This window comes from Actinophytocola sp. (assembly GCF_050699935.1).
In the GTDB taxonomy this organism is placed as follows: domain Bacteria; phylum Actinomycetota; class Actinomycetes; order Mycobacteriales; family Pseudonocardiaceae; genus Actinophytocola.
Window position 1 is genome coordinate 23,921 of record NZ_JBOHGB010000005.1, and the last position, 22,016, is coordinate 45,936.

General features: G+C 71.5%; 19 protein-coding genes. 16 read left to right on the forward strand and 3 right to left on the reverse strand.

What is annotated here, in order from left to right:
• Window position 1 precedes the first annotated feature (1 nt).
• The 6 genes from ACRDTB_RS03425 to ACRDTB_RS03450 all read left to right on the forward strand — a co-directional run bounded on the left by ACRDTB_RS03425 (window position 2) and on the right by ACRDTB_RS03450 (window position 7,394).
• Complete coding sequence (locus ACRDTB_RS03425) at window positions 2–1,726, forward strand: ABC transporter permease (protein ID WP_431428422.1); 1,725 nt, start codon at window positions 2–4, stop codon at window positions 1,724–1,726.
• Window positions 1,719–2,813, forward strand: coding sequence for an ABC transporter ATP-binding protein (locus tag ACRDTB_RS03430; protein ID WP_431428423.1), 1,095 nt, complete (start codon window positions 1,719–1,721; stop codon window positions 2,811–2,813). The genes ACRDTB_RS03425 and ACRDTB_RS03430 overlap by 8 nt, the downstream gene beginning before the upstream one ends.
• A complete protein-coding gene (locus ACRDTB_RS03435) occupies window positions 2,813–3,763 on the forward strand; it encodes an LLM class F420-dependent oxidoreductase (RefSeq protein WP_431428424.1) in 951 nt (316 codons plus the stop codon). Before ACRDTB_RS03430 ends, ACRDTB_RS03435 begins: the two co-directional genes overlap by 1 nt.
• 142 nt (window positions 3,764–3,905) lie before the next feature.
• On the forward strand, window positions 3,906–5,216 hold the full coding sequence (locus ACRDTB_RS03440; protein WP_431428425.1) for an MmgE/PrpD family protein: 1,311 nt from the start codon (window positions 3,906–3,908) through the stop codon (window positions 5,214–5,216).
• 52 nt (window positions 5,217–5,268) lie between these two features.
• Entirely contained in the window at window positions 5,269–6,393 is a 1,125-nt protein-coding gene (locus ACRDTB_RS03445; protein ID WP_431428426.1) for an acyl-CoA dehydrogenase family protein, read from the forward strand.
• 14 nt (window positions 6,394–6,407) lie between these two features.
• Window positions 6,408–7,394 (forward strand): acyl-CoA dehydrogenase family protein, encoded by a 987-nt coding sequence (locus ACRDTB_RS03450; protein ID WP_431428427.1) that lies wholly within the window; start codon window positions 6,408–6,410, stop codon window positions 7,392–7,394.
• Between the two features lie 27 nt (window positions 7,395–7,421).
• On the opposite strand, the gene ACRDTB_RS03455 is transcribed toward ACRDTB_RS03450, so the two are convergent.
• Window positions 7,422–8,708: an RNA polymerase sigma factor gene (locus ACRDTB_RS03455; RefSeq protein ID WP_431428428.1), complete on the reverse strand. Its 1,287-nt coding sequence runs from the start codon at window positions 8,706–8,708 to the stop codon at window positions 7,422–7,424.
• 15 nt (window positions 8,709–8,723) lie between these two features.
• Window positions 8,724–9,143 carry a YciI family protein gene (locus ACRDTB_RS03460; RefSeq protein ID WP_431428429.1) on the reverse strand — a complete coding sequence of 140 codons (420 nt, stop codon included), beginning with the start codon at window positions 9,141–9,143 and terminating at the stop codon, window positions 8,724–8,726.
• A gap of 595 nt (window positions 9,144–9,738) precedes the next feature.
• Between ACRDTB_RS03460 and ACRDTB_RS03465 the strand changes: the two genes are divergently transcribed.
• From ACRDTB_RS03465 to ACRDTB_RS03510, 10 genes are all read left to right on the forward strand, one after another.
• A complete protein-coding gene (locus tag ACRDTB_RS03465) occupies window positions 9,739–10,575 on the forward strand; it encodes a nitrilase-related carbon-nitrogen hydrolase (RefSeq protein ID WP_431428430.1) in 837 nt (278 codons plus the stop codon).
• 70 nt (window positions 10,576–10,645) lie between these two features.
• Complete coding sequence (locus tag ACRDTB_RS03470; protein ID WP_431428431.1) at window positions 10,646–11,431, forward strand: IclR family transcriptional regulator; 786 nt, start codon at window positions 10,646–10,648, stop codon at window positions 11,429–11,431.
• 114 nt (window positions 11,432–11,545) lie between these two features.
• Window positions 11,546–12,811 (forward strand): FAD-dependent oxidoreductase, encoded by a 1,266-nt coding sequence (locus ACRDTB_RS03475; RefSeq protein WP_431428432.1) that lies wholly within the window; start codon window positions 11,546–11,548, stop codon window positions 12,809–12,811.
• Complete coding sequence (locus ACRDTB_RS03480) at window positions 12,811–13,077, forward strand: sarcosine oxidase subunit delta (RefSeq protein ID WP_431428433.1); 267 nt, start codon at window positions 12,811–12,813, stop codon at window positions 13,075–13,077. The genes ACRDTB_RS03475 and ACRDTB_RS03480 overlap by 1 nt, the downstream gene beginning before the upstream one ends.
• Window positions 13,074–16,592, forward strand: a complete 3,519-nt coding sequence (locus ACRDTB_RS03485) for a 2Fe-2S iron-sulfur cluster-binding protein (RefSeq protein WP_431428434.1) — start codon at window positions 13,074–13,076, stop codon at window positions 16,590–16,592. Before ACRDTB_RS03480 ends, ACRDTB_RS03485 begins: the two co-directional genes overlap by 4 nt.
• Complete coding sequence (locus ACRDTB_RS03490) at window positions 16,589–17,623, forward strand: homocysteine S-methyltransferase family protein (protein ID WP_431428435.1); 1,035 nt, start codon at window positions 16,589–16,591, stop codon at window positions 17,621–17,623. Before ACRDTB_RS03485 ends, ACRDTB_RS03490 begins: the two co-directional genes overlap by 4 nt.
• A 9-nt stretch (window positions 17,624–17,632) precedes the next feature.
• The gene (locus ACRDTB_RS03495) at window positions 17,633–18,937 is read left to right on the forward strand and encodes an NAD(P)/FAD-dependent oxidoreductase (RefSeq protein WP_431428436.1); all 1,305 of its coding nucleotides are present in this window, start codon (window positions 17,633–17,635) and stop codon (window positions 18,935–18,937) included.
• A 98-nt stretch (window positions 18,938–19,035) separates the two neighbouring features.
• A complete protein-coding gene (locus ACRDTB_RS03500) occupies window positions 19,036–19,515 on the forward strand; it encodes a DUF2975 domain-containing protein (RefSeq protein WP_431428437.1) in 480 nt (159 codons plus the stop codon).
• Entirely contained in the window at window positions 19,515–19,721 is a 207-nt protein-coding gene (locus ACRDTB_RS03505) for a helix-turn-helix domain-containing protein (RefSeq protein WP_431428438.1), read from the forward strand. The genes ACRDTB_RS03500 and ACRDTB_RS03505 overlap by 1 nt, the downstream gene beginning before the upstream one ends.
• Before the next feature lie 136 nt (window positions 19,722–19,857).
• A complete protein-coding gene (locus tag ACRDTB_RS03510) occupies window positions 19,858–20,283 on the forward strand; it encodes a hypothetical protein (RefSeq protein WP_431428440.1) in 426 nt (141 codons plus the stop codon).
• A gap of 7 nt (window positions 20,284–20,290) precedes the next feature.
• Here the strand turns inward: ACRDTB_RS03510 and ACRDTB_RS03515 are convergent, their stop codons facing one another.
• Window positions 20,291–22,015: a thiamine pyrophosphate-binding protein gene (locus ACRDTB_RS03515; protein WP_431428441.1), complete on the reverse strand. Its 1,725-nt coding sequence runs from the start codon at window positions 22,013–22,015 to the stop codon at window positions 20,291–20,293.
• Window position 22,016: the final 1 nt, after the last annotated feature.

Here is a 22,016-nt window from a genome sequence, read left to right on the forward strand (position 1 = left end):
GATGGCTGTGACGAACCTGCCCACCGAGGCACCCGGCCGTGGCCCCGGACCCGCGCGGCACCGGGCCGGCCGGGTGGCGCTCGGCGCGGTACCCATCGCGGTCATCGCGGCGGCCAGCCTGCCCCTGCTGTTCCTGGTGCTGGCCGCCTTCTCCACCGGCGTGCCGGGCGACGCGGACAGCGAGTTCACCGTGGCCAAGGTCGTCGAGGCCTACACCGACCCGGCTCTGCTGGCGGCACTGCGCAACTCACTCGTGCTCGGCCTGACCGTCGCGGTGGTGACCACGGTCGTCACGCTGCCCATCGCGTGGGTGCTGATCCGCACCAACGCGCCCGGGCGGCGACTGCTCGGCCGGCTGATGACGTTCGCGTTCTTCCTCTCCCCGCTGCTGCTGGCGATGGCGTGGGCGGCGATCGGCGCGCCGCGAACCGGGCTGCTGAGCCAGCTCTACCGCACGATCACCGGCTCCGACGGCGGGCTCGGTGACGTGTACTCCTTCGCGGGCATCGTGTTCGTCTCGGTGCTGCACTTCGTGCCGCTGTCCTACCTGCTCATCAGCGGCGCGCTGGTGTCGGCGGCCGGCGCGGTGGACGACGCGTCGCAGATGTCGCGGGCCAACCCGTGGCAGACGCTGCGCCGGGTCACCGTGCCGCTGGCGATGCCGACCATCGTCGCGTCGTTCCTGCAGGTGGCCGTGTTCGGCGCGGAGGAGTTCGCGATCCCGTGGTTCCTCGGCATCAGCGACGGCTACCGCACGCTGCCCACCCAGATCTACGCCGACATCGCGCTGAGCAGCGCCGACTACAACCGCGCCGCGGCGGCAGGGACGATGCTGCTCTGGTTCACCATCGCCGGGGTGTTCCTGTTCCGCAAGTACACGAAGACCGGCAACCGGTACGCGACGCTGGCCGGCAAGCACGTGCGGGCCCGGCCGGTCGACCTCGGCCGCTGGCGGTGGGCGGCCTCCGCGATGGTGGCCGGCTACCTGTTCCTGTCGGTCGGCGCGCCGCTGCTGGCCCTGCTGTGGGGCTCGCTCAACGCCTTCCCATCGCCGACCCTGACCTTCGACAACGTCTCGCTGAGCAACTGGGAGAAGGTGCTCGGCGATCCGCAGACCCTGCACGCCATGACCAACAGCCTGCTGGTGGCCGTCGTCGGCGCCAGCGTGGCGGTGATCGCCTGCGTCGTGATCGGCTACGTCATCGTGCGGACCGACACCTTCGGCCGGGTCGCCGCCGACTACGCCACCTCGCTGCCGCTCGCCGTGCCGGCCATCGTGCTCGGCCTCGGCGTGCTGTGGCTCTACATCCGCCTCCCGCTGCCGCTCTACGGCACGCTCGTCGGCCTGGGACTCGCCTACTCGATCCGGTTCCTCGGCTACGGCGTGCGCGCGGTGAACGCGGGGCTGTTGCAGATCCACACCGACCTCATCGAGGCCGCACACACCTCGCGCGCGCGGCCGGGCCGGGTGATCCGCACGGTGGTCTTCCCGTTGCTTCGGCCAACCGTCGGCTCGGCGTGGGTGGTGCTGTTCGTGCGCTTCGTCCAGGAGCTGAACATGACCGTGCTGCTGTACACGCAGGCGATCATCACGGTGCCGGTCCTGATGTTCGTCAAGCTCAGCTCGTCGCTGCAGAACGCGATCTACCCGCTTGCCCTGCTGCTCATGCTGGTCACGTTCGTGTGCGTGCAGGTGATCCACTCCAGGGAGAACGTTCATGGCTGAGATCTCCGTACGCGACGTGGTGAAGAAGTTCGGCGAGACCACCGCGCTGGACGGGGTGTCGCTCACCGTGCGGCACGGCGAGGTCCTCGCGCTGCTCGGGCCGAGCGGCTGCGGCAAGACCACGATGCTGCGTTGCATCGCGGGACTGGAGGAGCCGAGCTCCGGCACGATCGAGCTGGGGGAGGAGACGCTGTTCTCCGCGCGCGGCTCGGTCCCACCCTGGCGGCGCGACATCGGCATGGTCTTCCAGTCCTACGCGCTGTGGCCACACCTGACGGTCGCGCAGAACGTCGGCTACGGCCTGACCGTGCAGCGCACCAACAAGAAGGTCCTGGCGCGGCGGGTGGCCGAGACGCTGGAGCTGACCGGGCTCACCGGGCTCGAGGGCCGGTACCCGGGCGAGCTCTCCGGTGGCCAGCAACAGCGGGTCGCGGTGGCCAGGGCGCTCGCGCTGCACGCCGAGGTCGTGCTCTTCGACGAGCCACTGTCCAACTTGGACCTCAAGCTGCGCGAGGGTGTCCGCGACGAGCTCAAGCGCGTGCTCGCCGAGTTCGGGGTGACCGCCGTGTACGTCACCCATGACGTCGGCGAGGCCGTCGTGCTCGCGGACCGGATCGCGGTGATGCACGCGGGACAGATCGTCCAGCTCGGCACCCCGGACGAGATCTACCACCAGCCGGCGACCGAGTACGTCGCCCGGTTCGTGGGCAACGTCAACGTGCTCACCGCACGGGTGGAGCGGTCCGGCGACGCGCGGGTGGTCGTGGTCGGCGACGCGTTGCGGCTGGACAACCCGCGCCTGCTCGCCCGGCTGCCGGCCGGCGCGACCGACGTGCGACTGCTCGTCCGGCCGGAGTACGTCGACCTCGACGTCGGGGGCGGCGGGTTCGGCCATGAGGCGGTGGTCAAGGAGATCGAGTTCCTCGGCCAGGCGACGTCGTACACCGTCGACCTGTCCGGGGTCCTGCTGCGCGCGGTCGGGCTGTCCCGGCCGGACACCAAGCTGACCGCCGGCTCGGTCTGCACGGTGCGGTTCGCGCCCGAGCACGTGGTCGTGGCCGGGCCGGACGGCGAGGGAGGGAACTGATGGACTTCGGGTTCGGCCTACCGCATGCCGCGCAGTCCGACACCGCGGCGAGCCTGGCCACGTTCGCGCGGGCCGCGGAGGAGCTGGGCTTCCACTCGCTGTGGTGCCCGGACCACATTGTGCACCCGGCCGTCATCGACGACTACCCGTACACCCCGACCGGGGCACCGGCCAGGCGGGTGGACGTGCCGTTCCTGGAGACCACCACGGTGTTGTCCTACCTGTGCGCGGTGACCTCGCGGATCAGGATCGGCTCGACGGTGACCGTGCTGCCCTACCGCGACCCGGTCGCCCAGGCGAAGGTGTGGTCCTCGATCGATCGGCTCAGCCACGGCCGGGCGATCATGGGCGTCGGGGTCGGCTGGTCGCGCAAGGAGTTCGAGGTGCTCGGCGTGCCCTACGCCGAACGCGGCATGATCACCGACGAGTACCTCGCCGTGCTGCGCGAGCTGTGGGAGAACGACGAGCCGGTCCACTCCGGACGGTACGTGCGGCTCGACGGCGTGTACCTGTACCCCAAGCCGGTGCAGCGGCCGATGCCGGTCTGGGTCGGCGGGCACAGCACGGCCGCCGTGCGCCGGGCGGCCCGGTTCGGCCAGGCCTGGCACGTGGCCAGGAAGAGCCCCGAGTACGTGGCCGCGGCGCTGCCGTTGCTGCGGGAGGAGCTGGTCCGCAACGGGCGCTCGCCGGACGAGGTGACGGTCTCGCTCAAGCGCCGGCTGCACATCACCGACATCGGCCTGCCCGAACGGGACAACACCTACGTCGCCGACGGCGTCATCGCCACCACCCGCGAGGTCGTCGAGGACGCCGTGCACTGCGCCCGGCTCGGCATCGGCCACCTCACCTTCGACTTCCAGACCTCCGTCGTGGACGAGCAGCTGCGGATCCTCCGCCAGGTCGCGCACGAGGTCGTGCCGGCCGTCGACGAGGCGGTGGGCGCCCGGTGAGACACCTTCTGTCAACCTCAGGTGAGGGGGCCGTCAGCCGCACCTCAGGGGAACGTGACGCAACTCAGCCACAAGTACGTGACCACACAGAACCTTTCCTGCTCAACGTAACCACAACTTTGAATCGCGGGGAGGCGGACCAGTGAGCGCGGAGAGCGCCGCGGTCCACGAGGCCGCGACCCGGGTCCACCGGCAGGCGCTCGAGGACGAGCGGGTGGTCGAGCGAGCCAAGCTGTTGCTGCTCGACTTCACCAGTGTGGTGCTCGCGACCCACCGGCCCGACCACGACCGGATGCTCGCCGCGGCCCGGCGCGGCCCGGCCCCGCACGCGCTGGCGTTCGCGCTGTCCGCCCGCGACCACTTCCACGACTTCGACGACATCTACGACCGCGGCAGGGTCCACGTCGGACCAGTGACCTGGCCGGCGCTCCTCGCCATGCCGGACACGAGCGGGCGCGAGCTGCTCGCGGCCTACGCGAGCACGGCCACCGTGCTCGGCGTGCTCGCCGAGGCGGCCGCGCCGTGGCAGAACCCGTTGGCACGAAACTGGTTTCTCACTCAGACCCTCGGCGGCCTGTCTTCCGCGGTGGCCTGTTCCCTCGCCGCCGGCGCGGATGCCGGGGTCATGGGCGACGCGCTGGGCCTGGCGTACATGCAGGCCTGCGGCACCAAGGAGCCGGCGGCGGGCACCGGGTCGTCGGCCAGGCGGATCTACCCGGCGTTCGGCGCGCAGGGCGGCGTGCTGGCCTACGAGCTCGCCGCCGCGGGGTTCGACGGCCCGCCGGCATGGGCGAGCGGGACGGCCGGGCTCGGCCGGGTGTACCTCGGCGACACCGAGTTCGGCACGCGGCTGGACGCGTTGCTCGCCGAGGCGAGCGCGGAGCTGGTGTGCGACATCGCGTGCAAGCCGTGGCCGTGCTGCCGGTCCACCCATCGCTACCTCGACGGGCTGCGCACGCTGCTCGACGTCGCGCCGGCGGCCGGAGCCGGTGGGGCGGCGGGCGAGATCGAGCTGACCGCGCTGTCCGCCGATGTCTGGCTACTCGAACCGGTCGCGGGCCGGACCCACCCGCCCACGATCGCGGACGGGAAGTACAGCATCCCGTTCGTCCTGGCGATGGCGCTGACCAGGGGAGTGCGGCTGGGCGCGTGGGACGCCGCGGCGCTGACCGACCCGGCCGTCACCGGGCTGGCGGAGACGTTGTCCGCCGGCCGGACGCTGGCCGACACGGCGGTCGTCACCGGGATCGGCGGGGCGAGCGTCACCTGCGAGCAGCCGGCTGCGTCGGCATGGGGCATCGACGACGCGGTCGCGAAGTACCACGAGTGCGCCGACTACGCGGGCGTGCTGCCGGCCGAGCTGCGCGACCGGCTGCTCGTGGACGTCCTGCGCCTGGACGAGCTCGACTCGGTGCACGGGTCCGCGGTGGGTGAGGTGCTGCTCCGCGCCTAGCGGAGGGCGAGGAAGAGGCGGCGTCGAGGCGGCGAGGAAGAGGCGGCGAGACATGGATTTCGAGTTCGATCGATCCACTTTGGACTTTCGGGCGGAGGTCATCGAGTTCTTCGAGGCGAGGGTGACCGACAAGTGGACCGACGGGCCGCGGGAGAGCCCCGAGTACCTGGAGCTGGGCCGGGCGCTGGACAAGGAGCTCATCGACCGCGGCTGGTACACCATGCACTGGCCGCGCGAGTTCGGCGGCCATGGCGACATGATGCGCTACGGCACGCTGCGCGAGCTCGAGGGCTACTACCGCGCGCCGACCTACGGCGGGCACGGCCGGTTCATCGTCGGCCCGGCGCTGTTGAAGTTCGGCACCGAGGAGCAGCGGCGCACCTTCCTGCCACCGATCGCCGCCGGTGAGCTGACCGTGTGCCAGGGCTTCAGCGAGGCGGAGGCGGGCAGCGACCTCAGCGCCATGCGGGCCACCGCGGTACCGCGTGGCCGGGACACCTACGTGGTCAACGGGACCAAGCTGTACGTGACGTTCGGCTGCTACGCCAACGCGATGCTGCTCGCCGCGAAGACCGACACCTCGGCCCCGCGGCACAACGGGATGAGCCTGTTCCTCATCGACATGCCGCTACCCGGCATGGAGATCCGCCCGCTGGTCTGCCTCACCGGCCACGAGGTCGCCGAGATCCACTTCGACGACGTCGAGGTGCCCGCGGACCGGCTGCTGGGCGAGCCCAACCGCGGCTTCTACCACATGACGACCGCACTGAACTACGAACGCGCCGGGGTGGACCGCCCGGCGCGGATGATGGCCGCGCTGGAGGACGTGGTCACCGAGGCCAAGCGGCGCGACCGGTGGGGCACCACCGCGCGGACGCTCGCCGGTGAGCTCGCCGCGATGCTGGAGGCGTGGCGGGCGATCGCGTGGCGGGTGATCCGGCTGCAGGCCCGCGGCGAGGTGCCGAGCTGGGAGGCCTCGCTGTCGCAGTACTACCGCAAGGAGTGCAACCCGCTGCTCGGCGAGCTGGTCCTCGAGGCGTTCGGGATCGACGCCGTGCTCGAGGGCGGCGGGCCGCTCGAGTTCCTCGTGCGCGAGGCGTTCAACAACCACGGGCAGGGGGGCCGGCTCGTGACGCGCAACGTGATCGGCAGGCGCGGCATGAAGCTGCCGGGCTGAAGGAGTGTGTTGGCATGATTGACGACAGCGAGCTGCGACTGCTCGCCGAGTCCGTCCGCAGGGCCGTCCAGCCGCTGGAGGCCGGCTCGCCCGTGCGGCCCGAGCCGGGCGAGTTCTGGCGGGCGGCCGGTGCGGCCGGCTGGACGGGCGGCGACCTGCCGGCCACGGCGGTGTACACGATCGCGCGCGAGCTCGGCGCCGGCGGGATCTTCGGTGTCTACGCGGACTCGGTGCCCCTCGCGTCTGTCCTCTCAGGACATACGGCGGACCCGCGCGTGGCGGCGGTGACCGCGGAGCTGGCCGCCGGGGAGGCGCAGGTCGCGTTCGTGGACGGCGCCCGCCTGCCCGAGCGGCGCGAGCTGGTCCGCCCGTCCTGGCCGGCGCCGGCGAAGCGGTACGGGGCCATTGTCCGGCCGGGGCGGCTGGACCTCGTCACGCTCACCGGTGGCGAGCCGCTGACGACGAGCGCGGCCGAGCCCGCGGACGCGGTGCCGGCGGACGCGGAGGTGGTGACCTGCTCGGTCGCGGTGGCGGACGAGGTTCTCGAGCGGGCGCGGCTGATGCGCGACCTGGTCGCCTGTGCGCAGCTGACCGGGGCGCACCGCTACCTGCTCGGCCTCACCTGCGACTTCGCCACGACCCGGGTCCAGTTCGGCAGGCCCATCGTGGAGTTCCAGGGGCTGCGGCATGTCCTGGTGGACGTGTTCAGCTGGCTGGAGGCGGCCGAGCTGCTGCTCGCCGAGGCGTTCGCCACGGCCGACCGGACCGGCGAGCTGCCCGAGCGCAGCCGCGCCGCGGTCGTGTTCGTCCGCGGCCGGGCATGGTGGGCGCTCCAGCGCGCCTACGAGGTCCTCGGCGGCGTCGGCTTCATGACCGAGCACCCGCTGAACCACTACACGCGCGAGATGCTGGTCAGCCTGGCCGCGATCGGCTCGCAGGACTCCCACGCCGAGACCATGGCCGAGCTGATCCGCCCGCGTGGCTGGCTGCGGGCGAGCTGAACCGGTGGACCGACGCATCGGATCCGGTCAGCCGAGGTCGGTGAGCTTTCGCTCCAGCACGGACCGCTCGCGCTCGTTGCCGCACAGCCGCACGGCGAGCTCCAGCTCGGTGCGTGCCTCGTCGGTGCGTCCGAGGCGGGCGAGCAGCTCACCGCGAACGCTCGGCAGCAGGTGCGAGTTCGGCAGCGCTCCGGCGGCCGCCAGGTCGTCGACGATCGGCAGCGCGGCCGCCGGGCCCTGGGCCATGGAGACCGCCACCGCGCGGTTGAGGTCGACCACCGGCGACGGTGCGAGCCGGCCGAGCGCCTCGTAGAGGAGCACGACGCGCTCCCAGTTCGTCGCGTCCACGGACGGCGCGACGGCGTGGCACTCGGTGATCGCCGCCTGCAGACCGTAGGCGCCCAGTCCCCGGCCGGCCCGCTCCGCGCGGGCGAGCGCGGCTCGGCCCCGGCGGATCGCGGAGCGGTCCCAGCGGCGACGGTCCTGGTGCTCCAGCAGCACCGGCTGACCGTCCGGCCCGGTGCGGGCCGGGAAGCGCGCCGCGGTCAGCTCTAGCAGCGCCAGCAGGCCGTGCACCTCGGGCTCGTCCGGCACCAGCTGGGCCAGCACCCGCGCGAGGCGCTGTGCTTCGCCGGCGAGGTCGAACCGGATCAGCCGGTCACCGGAGCTGGCCGACGATCCTTCGGTGAAGATCAGGTAGACCACGCTGAGCACCGCGCCGAGCCGCTCGGTCCGCTCCTGGGCCGCCGGCACCTCGAACGGCACCCGGGCCGCCGCGAGGGTCTTCTTGGCCCGGGTGATCCGGGCCTGCACGGTGGCGGTGGGGACGAGGAACCCCTTGGCGATCTCGTCGCTCGTCAGGCCGCCGACCACCCGCAGGGTGAGCGCCACGCTCGCCTCCCGGGACAGCACGGGGTGGCAGGAGATGAACATCAACGCGAGCACGTCGTCGTCGATCTGGTCCGGGTCCCACAGCACGGCCCGCGTGGCACGGGCCGTCCCCGCGGGTGCGCTCCCCGAGGTGACGCCACCCTCACCCAGCTCGTGGGCGAGGGTGGCGTACCTCTGGTCGAGGGCCGAGCGCCGGCGGAACGCGTCGATCGCACGGCGGCGGCCGACGGTGAGCAACCACCCCGCGGGGTTGCTGGGTACACCGTCAAGTGGCCAGGTCACCAGCGCCTCCGCCAGTGCCTCCTGGGCGAGGTCCTCGGCCAGCGCGAAGTCGCCGGTGTACCGCACGAGCGCGCCGACGATCCGTGCGGACTCGATCCGCCACACGGCGGCGACGGCCTCACGGCCGGTGGGGTCTGCCATCGTCTCTCGATCGGCTCAGAGCTGGCCGGTGGCCTCGCGCCACGCCCGCTCCTTCTGGATCCACGGGTTGTCCTGCGGGAACTCGTCGATCGTGGTGACCCGCCGGATCTCGGCCTTGAAGCCCGGGCCGGCGAGCGGCGACCGCTTGGCCCACTCGACGGCCTCCTCCTTCGACGCCACGTTGAGGATGTAGAACCCGCCGAACAGCTCCTTGGTCTCGCCGTAGGGACCGTCGGTGACCACGGGCGGCTCGGAGGAGTAGTCGACGACGACACCCTCGGCGGCGTCGTCGAGCCCCTCCGCGGCGACCAGCACGCCGGCCCGGATCATCTCGTCGTTGTACTTGCCGACCGTCTCGATCAGCTCGTTGAAGTCGACGTCCCCCATCCCCTCGTAGGCCTCGTCGGTGGCGCGCGCGATCAGCATGAACTTCATGGTTTGTCTCCGTCTGTCGTCCGGGTCCCTCTCGAACCCTCTCACCCCTGGGTCGAACGAGTCATGCCGCGGATCGACACACCCACGAATCTTTTTCGATGGCCGTCGCGCACCACTGACTCACGGTGCGCCAGCGTGGACTCACGGTGCGCTACCAGGGCCCTCGGCAACGGGTCGGCGCCGAACCGGACGACGTCGGTAGCCGGTCAGCGCGGCGACCTCGCGACGGCCGCGCCGGCCTCGCGGTCGGACATGTCCAGCGTCCGCGGCGCGACCTCGACGACCGGGCACGCGCCCGCGGGACGCACGAGGTTCACCGGCTCCTCGTTCGCCCGGATCAAACTCCTCGGGCCGGGCGCTGCGCTGGATTTCGTTGAAGTCGGGTATGTCGTTCACCAAGGCCCAGAACGGCATTTCCCATAATCCGCCCGCCGAGATGAAGTATTCCGGAAACAGCCGCTTGAATAGCGAATCATAATCGGCGAATAAGCGTCGAGGCGCCGGCGTAATTGAGTTGTGAACCAATGCACTGAACGGTATGTGCCGGTGTTACGGTGACCGCCCAAGGCTCAGCTTGCTCCCGGGGGGTGCGACGATGCGGGTGGCGATGGCGCAGACGGACTCCGTGCTGGGCGACTTCGAGACCAACCTGGAAACCGCCCGGGCGGCGATCAAGACGGCCGCCGCGCAGGACGCCGATCTGGTGGTATTTCCCGAGCTGAACCTGCACGGGTACACGCTGGGTGCGCTGGAGGAGGACGTGTCGGTGGCCGTCGCCGACCGGCGGGTGACGGAGCTGTCCGAGCTCGGGCCCGATGTGCTCGTCGGACTCTACGAGGACGGCGACCTGCGCCGGTACAACTCGGCGGTCTACCTGTCCGGCGGGCGGGTCGTCCACGTGCATCGCAAGCTGTTCCTGCCGACGTACCTGACGTGGGAGGAACGCAAGCACTTCACGCCCGGGCAGGCGATGCGAGCCTTCGACACCCGCCTCGGGCGGATGGCCGCCTTGGTGTGCAACGACTTCTGGCAGCCGGTGCTGCCCTGGATCGCGGTGCAGGACGGCGCGTACGCGCTGCTCACCCCGACCAACAGCGTCACCACCACCCCACGCGGCACGATGCTGGACAACGTGGACTACTGGCAGGATCTGCTGCGATATGTCGCGCGGATGCAGCAGACCTGGGTCGTGTTCGTGAACCGGGTGGGCGAGGAGCGCGGCGCGGTCTTCTGGGGAGGCTCACGGCTGATCGACCCACTCGGCTCGATCGTGGCGGAGGCGCCGATGGGCGAGCCGGCCCTGCTGGTCGCCGAGATCGACCTGACCAAGGCACGCTGGGTGCGCCGCACGCTGCCGCTGGTCTCGGAGGCACGGCTGGGCCTGATCCAGCGTGAGGTGAAACGCCTGGTGGACGAGGGTGGCGACGTCTGAGGACCCGGGCCAGGTTGCTGTATTCGCACGATCCGTTGCTCAGCGCGCGAGAGCTGCGGACGATTGTCGCATGGCAGAGGAAGGCGCGAACAGCGTACAGCGGGTGATCGCCATCCTGACGGCGTTGGGGGAGCGCAACCCCGCCGACCGGCCGATGGGCGTGATCGAGACGGCCCGCGTCGTCGGTCGGGAGAAGAGTCAGGTCTCCCGCACGCTCAAGACCCTCGCCGGATCCGGGCTCGTGGATCGCGACCCCGACACGCTCGGCTACCGGCTCGGCTGGCGCTTCTACTCGCTGGCCGCCCGCGCCGGTGACCACCAGTTGCTGACCTGTGCGCCGGAGATCATGCGCGGTCTGGTCCGCACGGTGGGCGAACGGGTGCACCTGTCGGTGCGCGACGGCGCACACGCGCTCACCCTGCTGTCGGAGAACCCGACGCGTTCGGTGCAGACCGTGAGCCTCGTCGGCCACGCCACCCCGGTGCACGCCACGTCCTGTGGCCAGGCCTTGCTGTTCGACATGTCCGCCGACGATATTCACGACCTCTTCGGCGGCGTGCGGCTGGTGGCGTGCGGGCCGAAGGCGCCCCGCACCGTGGAGGAGCTCGTCGTCCGGGTCCAGCGCGCCGCGGCGAGGGGATTCTCCACCTGTGTCGACGAGTTCGACGTCGACCTCGCCGCCACCGCCGCACCGGTGCGGGACTTCCGCGGCCGGATCGTCGCGGCCGTCAACATCTCGGGCCCGAAGTACCGCATCGCCCGCGAGCTGGTGTCGGTCGGTCGTCAGGTGAAGGCGGCCGCCGGCTACCTGTCGAAGAATCTGGGGTGGGACGGCACCGCCGCGTCGGACGGGTAGCCGGTTGCTCCATGTGCAAGGTCAATCGTGCCAGGCGTTTGCTCTCGGTAGCGTCGGCGCCGCGGTCACCCGGCGAGGCGTGACCGGCGGGACTTCGAGCTCGGGAGGTTGGACGTGCGGGGCAGGCGCAACGGGAGGCGGTACTCCGCGCTCAGCCTGCTGCGGCACGGGCTGACCGGCGCCGACTGGCCGCCTGCCTGGCGGACGCATCCGCTCCAGGACCGCTACGACGTGGTGATCATCGGTGGCGGCGTGCATGGTCTGGCCACCGCGTACTACCTCGCCGCGAACCACGGCGTGCGCGACGTCGCGGTGCTGGACAAGGGATATCTCGGCGGTGGTGGGTCGGGACGGAACACGGCGATCCTGCGCTCGAACTACCTCACGCCGGAGGGTGTGCGGTTCTACGACCGCTCGCTGTCGCTCTACCGGACGCTCGCCGCGGACCTGAACTACAACGTGATGTTCTCCCGCCGCGGCCACCTGACCCTGGCCCACAACGACGGCTCGCTGCGCACCATGCGCTGGCGCGCGGAGGTCAACAAGCTGCAGGGCGTCGACTCCGAGGTGATCGGGCCGGACGAGATCGCGCGGCTGGTGCCCCATCTGGACGTCTCGGCAGACGTCCGCTACCCGATCCTGGGCGCGCTGTACCACCCGCCGGGCGGCATCATCCGGCACGACGCGGTCGTGTGGGGCTACGCACGCGGCGCCGACGCGCTGGGCGCGCACCTGCACCAGCGGACCGAGGTGACCGGCATCGACGTCGCGCACGGCCGGGTCACCGGGGTGCGCACCAACCGGGGCCGGATCGCCACACCGGTCGTGGTGAACGCGACCGCCGGCTGGGCCACGCTGGTGTCCGACCTGGCCGGGGTGCGGCTGCCGGTGACCACGTTCCCGTTGCAGGCGGCGGTGACCGAGCCGGTGCGGCCGTTCCTGGACACCGTGGTGGTGTCCGGCACCCTGCATGTCTACGTGAGCCAGACCGACCGCGGCGAGCTGGTGTTCGGCGGCAGTGTGGACCCGTTCGCCTCCTACTCGACCCGCGGCTCCCTGGAGTTCGCCGAAGGACTGGCCGGCCACGTGCTGGACCTGATGCCCGCGCTGTCGAAGGTTCGTCTGCTGCGCCAGTGGGCCGGGCTCTGCGACATGACCCCGGACTTCTCGCCGATCATGGGCCCCACTCCGGTCGAGGGGTTCCATGTGGACGTCGGGTGGGGGACCTACGGGTTCAAGGCCGGCCCGGTGTCCGGCGAGGCGATGGCCGAGTGTGTCGCGAGTGGACGGACACCGGAGATCATCTCGGCGTTCGGCCTGGACCGGTTCGACTCCGGTGGGCTGGTCGGCGAGAAGGGCGCGGCGGCGGTGGGCCACTGATGATCGAACTGCCCTGCCCCTGGTGCGGCCCCCGCAACGTGACCGAGTTCCGGTACCTGGGTGAGGTCACGCCGCGGCCGGACCCCGCCACCGCCACGCCCGGGCAGTGGCGCGCCTACCTGTACGTGCGGCGCAACCCGCTCGGCGTGGTCGAGGAGCGGTGGTACCACACGGCGGGCTGCCGGCGGTACCTGCGGCTGCACCGCGACACCGGAACCGACACCGTGACCGAGACCGACGCCGACACCGTGACGGAGCCGCGATGACCCGGCTCCCGCCGCGGCGCGACGAGGTCATCGATCGCGACCGGACGCTGCGCTTCTCCTGGAACGGCAGGCGGTACAGCGCGTTCGCCGGTGACACGATCGTCTCCGCTCTGGCCGCCGCGGGCGAGCGGGTGTTCTCCCGCAGCTTCAAGTACCACCGCCCGCGCGGCGTGGTCACCGCGAGCTTCCACGACCCGGGCTGCATGGTGCAGGTGGGAGACGAGCCCAACGTGCGCGGCGCGCACCGGCTGGTCACCGACGGGATGGAGGTCACTTCGCAGAACACCTGGCCTTCGCTGCGGTTCGACGTCAAGGGAGCGAACCGGCTGTTCGGACGGCTTCTCGGGCCCGGCTTCTACTACAAGACCTTCATCCGCCCGCAGCGGCTGTGGCCCGCCTACGAGTGGGTGCTGCGGCGGTTCACGCACGCGGGGTCGATCTCGCCGGACACCGTGTCCGATCGGCACGCCGCCCGGTATGCCCACCCGGACGTGGTCGTCGCCGGCGGTGGTCCGGCCGGCATGGCGGCGGCGGTCGCGGCCGCTCGCGCGGGCGCGCGGGTCCTACTGGTCGAGGAGGAGCATCAGCTCGGCGGTCACCTGCGCTACGCGGGCGGGTCCGACGAGCTCGCCGAGCTGCGGGCCGAGGTGGCGGCGAGCGGCGTGGAGGTGCTCACCGACTCGGTGGTTCTCGGTCGCTACGACCAGAACTGGGTCGCGATACTGCGACGCACCGGAGGCGAGCGGCTGATCAGGGCACGGGCGGGCGCGCTCGTCGTCGCGTGTGGACTGATCGAGCGGCCGTACGTGTTCGCGGGCAACGACCTGCCCGGCGTCATGCTGTCGACCGCGGCCCGCCGGCTGATCAACCTGTACGCCGTCCGGCCGGGGGAGCGGGCGGTGGTGCTGACGGCCAACGCCGACGGCGACGCCGCCGTCGCGGACCTGCGGGCGGCCGGCGTCGAGATCGCCGAGGTGGTCGACGCCCGGACCGGCGGCGACATCGTGCGCGCGCACGGCCGGCGCGGGCTGCGCGCGGTCGAATTGCCGGGCGGCCGGCGGGTCGAGGCGGACCTGCTGGTGACCGCGACCGGCTGGACGGCGCCGACCGCGCTGCTGAACCAGGCCGGTGACGTGCCGGTGTACAACGCGACGGCGGCGCGCTTCCTGCCCGGTGGCCGGTCGAGTGCCGACGTGTTCGCGGTCGGCGGGATCGCCGGCGACGGAACTCTCGACGAGCTGCGCGCGCACGCCACCGCGGTCGCCGCCGCGGCGGCCCGGCACGCCGCCGCCGTCCGCCACCACCGTCTCACCCGAACTTCCACCGCGAGTCCCCCGTTCCCGCACGCGAGTTCCCCGAACGCCACGCCGGCACCCGTGCCGACGCTCCCGGTGCACGAGCATCCGGAGCTGTTCCGGGCCAGCACGCACGGGATCGTCGACTTCTCCGAGGACGTGTCCTCATCGGACATCCACACCGCGGTACGGGAGGGCTACGACTCCGCGGAGCTGGCCAAGCGGTACACGACGGCGACCATGGGGCCACTGCAGGGAAAGCTGGAGATGGTCAACGCGATGGCGATGGTCGCCGAGGCCTCCGGCAGCACGCTCGCGGAGACCGGCACCACCACGTGGCGGCCGATGTACACGCCGGTGACCCTGGGTGCGCTGGCCGGGCGCCCCGTGCATCCGGTCCGCCGCTCGCCCATGCAGTCCTGGCACGAGGTCGCCGGCGCCGCGCCGCTGGTCGCCGGGCAGTGGATCCGGCCGGACCACTACGGCGACCCGGCGGCCGAGGTACGCGCGGTCCGCGAGGGTGTCGGGATCATCGACGTCACCCCGATCGGCAAGCTGGACCTGCGCGGGCCGGACGTGCCGAAGCTGCTGAACCTGTTGTACGTCAACAAGTGGTCCAAGCTCGACGTCGGCCGGGTGCGCTACGGCGTGATGTGTGCCGAGGACGGCGTGGTGCTCGACGACGGCGTGACCGGGCGGCTGGACGTCGACCACTACCTCATGTCCACCACGTCCTCCGGCGCCGCCGCGGTGTGGGAGTGGGTCGAGCTCTGGCTGCAGACCGAGCGTCCACAGTGGAACGTGCACGTGACGCCGGTGACCACCGCGTACGCCAGCATCAACGTGGCCGGACCCCACGCCGCCGAGCTCGTGGGCCGGCTGGCGCAGGGCGTGGACCTCGACCCGGACGCGTTCGGCTACATGAACGTGCGCACGGCGCGACTGGCCGGAGTGGACGACTGCGTGCTGTGGCGCATCGGGTTCACCGGTGAGCCGTCCTACGAGCTGCACGTGCCGGCCGGCTACGGGCTACACGTGTGGGAGACGCTGCTCGCCACCGGCGCGGACCTCGGCGTGCGGCCGTTCGGCGTCGAGGCACAGCGGATCCTGCGGCTCGAGAAGGGCCACCTGATCGTCGGGCAGGACACCGACGGGCTCACCCGTGCGTTCGACGCGGGCCTGGACGGGCTGGTCAAGCTCGACAAGGACGACTTCGCCGGCAAGCCGGAGCTGGTCTGGCAGCACGAGCGGCGCGGTGCCGGTCCGGCTGGCCTCCGCCTGGTCGGCCTGCGGCCGGTCGACGGCACGATCGTGCCCCCGGAGGCCAGCCAGATCGTCACCGGCGAGCGCGGTACCGAGATCCGGGGCCGGGTCACGTCCAGCCGGATGTCGCCGACGCTGGGCCGCGCGATCTGCCTCGGTCAGGTGGACGTGGCGCTCGCCGAGCCGGGCACCGAGGTCAGCGTGCTGCTGCCGGACGGCCGGCGGGTCCCGGCCACGGTCACCGAGCACCTCGCGCAGGTCGACCCGGCCGGCGCCCGCCTGCGGGACATCGGCCGGCCCGGCACGTTCCGCCCGTGCCCGCCCCCGGTCCTGCGCAGTGCGATCGACCCGGCGATCAACCCGAGCCGGCCGGGCGACGCGCCGCCGGTCCTCGCCGACCACTCCGGACTCGCCAAGGTCCTCGTCCGGGCCGGTCACGACGGCCCGCACGATGGCTCGCACGATGGCTCGCAGGCAGGTTCGCGGGACGGCACGGTGGCCGCGGCGCTCGGCACCCGGTTCGGCGCCGCCACCCGCGATCCCGACGACAACCTGGTGGTCGGCTCCGGCCCGGGCGAATGGCTGGTCCTCGGCGCCCCCGGGACGGGCGAGAAGCTGGCCGAGCGGCTGCGTACGACGGCCACGGACACCGGCGAGTTCGCGTCGGTCGTCGACCTGACCCACGGGCGGGCGCTCGTCCGGCTCACCGGCGAGCGCGCGGCCGACGTGCTGGCGACCGTGTGCGCGATCGACCTGGCCGTGGACGTCACCCCGAACGGTGCGGCACTGCGCACCCACGTGGCGGGCCTCGTCACCGACCTGGTGCGCGACGACCGGGAGGGCGCGCCGAGCTACCTGTTGCACTGCGAGCGCAGCAGCGGACAGTCCCTTTGGGACGCGTTGCTCGACGCCGGAGCCGAGTACGGCATGGAGATCGACGATGTGGAGGAACGATGAGTGAAGACGGGCTGATGGCGCGGCTGGCCGACGGACCGGTGATCTGCGCCGAGGGGTACCTGTTCGAGCTGGAGCGCCGCGGCTACCTCCAGGCCGGGGCGTTCGTGCCGGAGGTGGTACTGGAACACCCGGAGCGGGTGACCGCACTGCATGAGGAGTTCGTGCACGCGGGGTCGGACGTGGTGGAGGCGTTCACCTACTACGGGCACCGGGAAAAGCTCCGCATGATCGACAAGGAGGACCTGCTCGAACCGCTCAACCGCCAAGCCCTGGCGCTCGCCGGTTCGGTGGCGTCCGCCACCGGCACGCTGCTCGCGGGCAACGTGTGCAACACCAACATCTACGACCCCGCCGACCCGGACACGCACGAGCGCGTGCGGACGATGTTCGCCGAGCAGGTGGCGTGGGCGGCCGAGGCGAACGTGGACTTCATGATCGCCGAGACACTGCGCTACCACGGGGAGGCGATGATCGCGCTGGAGGTGATCCGCGAGACCGGCCTCCCGTCGGTGGTCACGCTGGTCGCGGACCGCAACGGGCTCTCTCGCGAGGGCCTGCCGATCGCCGAGGCGTGTGCACGGCTCGCTGACGCGGGCGCGGACGTGGTCGGGCTGAACTGCAACCGCGGCCCGTCGACCATGGCACCGCTGCTCGCGCCGGTCGTCGACGCGGTCGACGTGCCGGTGGCCGCGCTGCCGGTGCCCTACCGCACCACGGCCGAGCAGCCGACGTTCCAGTCGCTGCGCGAGCCGGACTTCGCGGGGCCGAGCATCCCGTTCCCCGTCGCGCTGGACCCGTTCACCTGCAACCGGTACGAGATCGCCGAGTTCACCCGGCAGGCCGCCGACGCCGGCGTGCGCTACCTCGGTCTGTGCTGCGGCGCGGCGCCGCACCACGTGCGCGCGATGGCCGAGGCGCTCGACCGCAACCCGGCCGCGAGCCGGTACACCGCCGACATGTCCAAGCACGCCTACCTGGGCACCGAATCCTCGCTGCTGCGCGGAAACCAGGAGTACGCCGGCCGACTCTGAGGAGGCTCGATGACCCGGTACGTGATCGTCGGCGCGGGCGTCCACGGACTGTCCACCGCCTGGCACCTGGCCCGGCGGCTGCGTGCCACCGGCCGCGGCAGCGGTGCGGACGTGCTGGTGCTGGACAAGGCCGACATCGGCGCCGGCGCGTCCGGGGTGGCCTGCGGGATCGTGCGCAACAACTACTTCCAGCCGGCCATGCGCGAGCTGATGGCGCATTCGGTGGCGGTGTGGGAGTCCGACCCGAGCGCGTTCGCCTACCACCCGGTCGGCTATCTGCAGGTCGCGCCGGGGGTGATGGCGGAGGACGTCGCCGGCATCCACGCCTCCCAGCGGGAGATTGGCTACGACTCGGTACTGGTCGAGGGTGCCGCGGCGGTGCGTGGATACCTGACCGAGCTGTTCGCGGACTGGCAGGCGCCGGGGGTTTCCGTGGTGCTGCACGAGAAACGCGGCGGCTACGCCAACAACCAAGGGGCGCTGCGCGGTCTCGCGGCCAAGGCCCGGGCACTCGGTGTCGACATCCGCACCGGTGTCCGGGTGACCGGCCTGCGCGTGGACGGTGGTGCGGTCACCGCCGTCGAGACCGACGACGGTGTGGTCGACTGCGACCAGCTCGTGGTGGCGGCCGGGCCGTGGATCCGTGATCTGTGGGCGATGCTGGAGCTGCCGGCCAGTGTCGAGGTGGCGGGGGTCGACACTCCGATGTGGACATACCTCGCGTTGCAAGAGGGCACGCTGGGGGTCGATCCGGGGGAGTTCACCGACAACACCGGCAGGCCGCCGCCGGTGGTGCATGTGGACTCGGACGCCCCGCTGTACGACGACGTGGACGGCGGCCTGGTCACCGAGGCCCTGTGGGGCGTGTACTACAAGCCCGACTTCCAGTTCGACGGGGTGCAGGGCGGGGCCGCCCCGCTGCCGGTCACCCGCCCGGCCGAACAGGTGGCGATCGACCCGTACGGTCCCGCCAGCCCGGAGTTCTCCGTGGGGGAGGACTTCGTGCGCATGTGGACCTCGGCGCTCGCCCACTGCCACAAGCGGTTCGAAGGCCGCCGGCAGCTGTACCGGCGGGAGCCGTCCGGTGGTGTCGGCGCGTTCACCCCGGACAGCTTCCCGGTGTTCGACACGTTCCGGGAGAACGCCTATGTGATCGCCGACTCCAACCACGGCTTCAAGATGATCGGCGTCGGCGACCTCGTCGCCGCCGAGATGCTCGGCGAGCCGCAGGCGCTGCTGGAGCCGTTCCGGTTCGACCGCTACTCCAGTGGACGAGTGCACCCGGTCAGCCACTCACCCTTCCCGTGGAGCTGACCGGCCGGAGCCGCCAGGCCGAGCCGCCGGCCGTGGACCACCACGCAGAACGATACGTATCGATTGACAGTCGATAGGTATCAAGCGATACTCGATTCATGATCACGGAGCATCGGGTAGTAGCCGTTCTCAGAGTCTTCCTCGTGTTGCTGTTCGGGATCTTGGTCGTGTTCCAGACCCTGTCGCTGCCCGGCCAGTTCGCGCACATGGCCGCGCGGGACCCGGACCTCGCGTACCTGAGGTGGCCGGCGACCGCCGTGTCGGTGTTCTGGGTGCTGTGCGTTCAGGTGGTGATCGTCTCCATCTGGCGGTTGCTCACCCTGGTCAAGAAGGACCGCATCTTCAGCCGGGCGTCCTTCACGTGGGTGGACGCGATCGTGTGGGCCATCGTCGCCGCGTGGGTGGTGCTCGTGGGCGTGTTCCTCTACGTGGGATTCAACGCGGACGACCCCGGACTGCCGCTCCTGCTGCTGTTGTTGGTGATCGGTGTCGCGGTGCTGGGCCTCGTGATGGTGGTGATGCGTGCACTGCTGCGGCAGGCCACCACGCTGCGCACCGACATGGAAGCGGTGATCTGATGCCCATCGTGGTGCGCATCGACGTCGAGCTGGCCAAACGCAAGATGAGTGTCGGTGAGTTCGCCGAGCGCGTGGGGCTCACCCCGGCGAACGTGGCCGTACTGAAGAACGGTCGCGCCAAGGCCGTGCGCTTCAGCACCCTGGAGGCGATGTGCCGGGTGCTCGACTGCCAGCCCGGCGACCTGCTCGAGTGGATCGAGGAGTGAGCCTCGATCTGAGACACCGGAGCCCTGGTCAGCGACCGGTCACACATTGAGTCGAACCAGAAGCGATCCGCAACCGTACTTGTCTTCGAGAGGGATCAAAACACTTTGTGATCTTGAGACCTAGGATCCGGAGCACATGCCTACCCTGAAACGCCTGGTGTCCATTGCTGCCGTCGCCCTGTTCGTGGTCCTGGGCGCGGCACCGAGCGCGGGGGCGGATGTCTCTGCCGACCAACCCGACAGCCCGGTGAGCGGCAGCCCACCCGCTCCGGACGCGACCGGGGGCCGGGGCCCGGAAGCGGACGCGCAGGTCCCCCTGCTACCGCCCGCGAAACCACCGGTCCGCCCCGAGGACCCCCCACCGGACGGCGGCGTGCCCGTCTGGATGTGGATCGTGATGGCACTGGGGGCCGGCACCGGCGTGTCGATCGCCGTGGTGCTGTGGCGAGGTAGCCGCCCGCCGGCGGGCGCCCCGGCGCAGGTGGAGAGCACGGCGGAGCTCGTGGCGGTGGGCCGCCGCCAGGCACCGCTGGTCGGGAGGAAGCCGGGCGAGTACCGGTAGTGGCCCCTTAGCCCGACACCGTGATCCTGGCGCGCATGTCCTCCGAGCGCTGCATGACCAACGCCGGTGTCTCGTCGGCGTCGACTCGTACGTCGATGACCGTCGGCACTCCTGCCGCCAGGCCGTCGCACATCGCCGCGCGCACGTCCTCGATCGTCTCGGCGGTGTGCACGCTGGCGCCGAGACCGGCCGCGACGGTCGCGATGTCGAGGGGTCGGCCGAACAGGTTCCACGGCTTGGAGTCGCCGAACACCGCCAGCTCCCCGGTGTGCACCATGCCGTGTCCGCTGTTGTTCAGCACGACCCACACGACCGGTACGTCGTTGTCGACCGCGGTGTGGATCTCCATGCCCGTCATCGCGAACGCGCCGTCACCCATCAACGCCACGACGGGCCGGTCCGGCCTGGCGAGCTTCGCCCCGATCGACGCGGGGCCCGCGTACCCCATCGACCCCAGGCCCAGGCCGACGAAGTAGGTGCCGGTCTGCCGTACCCGGTGGCAGTCGCTGGCCAAGCCCATGCAGTTGCCGATGTCGACGAAGAACAGCGCGTCGCCCGGCAGGAGCTCGCACACCGCGCCGACCGCTTCCTTCGGGGACAGGCCGTCTCCGGCCGGCGGGGCCTGCGCGATCACCGCCGCGGGCCGCTGCGCCCAGAAGCGCTCGGGCGGTTCGAGGCCCGTGGCGCCGACGGCCACGAGCGTCTCGAGGGCGGCACGCGCGTCCGCGTTCACCGCGATCTCCGCCCGGTAGGTGCGCCCGATGACCGCCGGGTCGATGTCGATCTGGACCACGGTTCGGTCCGCACCGAGCCCGGAGTGATACCCGCGGGTCTGGAACTCGCCGAGACTGGTGCCCACGACGACGAGGAGATCGACCTTCTCGTCGAGCAGGTAGGACTCGGCGGGTGTGGGACCGCCGAACCCGAAGACACCCAACGACAGGGGATGCTCCTCGGGGAACACGCCCTTGCCCTTCGGTGTCGTGGCGACCGGGACCTCGAACCTCTCGGCCACGGCCCGCAACGCCTCGCACGCATCGGCGACGTATACGCCATGACCGGCCAGGATGGCTGGGCACCGGGCGGCGGTGAGCTCCCGGGCGATCGTCCGCATGATGGCGCCGTCCACCGACGGGCGAGCCTCGCGGATGGCACGGGCCGGGGAGGTCGCCGTGGGGACCCGGGAGACCGCGAGGTTGGTCGGCACGCTCAGCTGTACCGGGCCCTGGCGCGCGGAGAGGGCTTCACGTATCAGGTGTTGCGCGATGTCGTGAGCCCGGCCCGCGTCCGGCAGCAGCACCGATCGCTTGGTGACGTGCTCGTAGAGCCCGGTGATGTCGAGCGGGCCGATGGGGCTGCTGTCCTGGAACGCGCCACGTCCATAGGCGCTGGTCGCGACCTGGCCGGTGAGCAGCACGACCGGCGCGGAATCGTGCATGGCGGCGGCGATACCGGTGATCGCGTTGGTGGCACCCGGGCCGGCGGTGACGGCGCAGACGCCGAGCCTCCGTCCGACCTGTGCGTATCCCATCGCCACGAACGCGGCACCGGTTTCGTGCCGGGTGACGACGACGCGAAGACCATTGTCGTCGGCGGCGAACAGCAGGGGAGTCACGGCGCCGCCCGGGATGGCGAAGATGCACTCGGTGTCGTTCTCCTGGAGCGCGCGAATGATCGCGTTCGCCGCTGTCTCCGTGGTCGGCAGGTCGTCGGGGAGCGTACGGTCCGGCAAT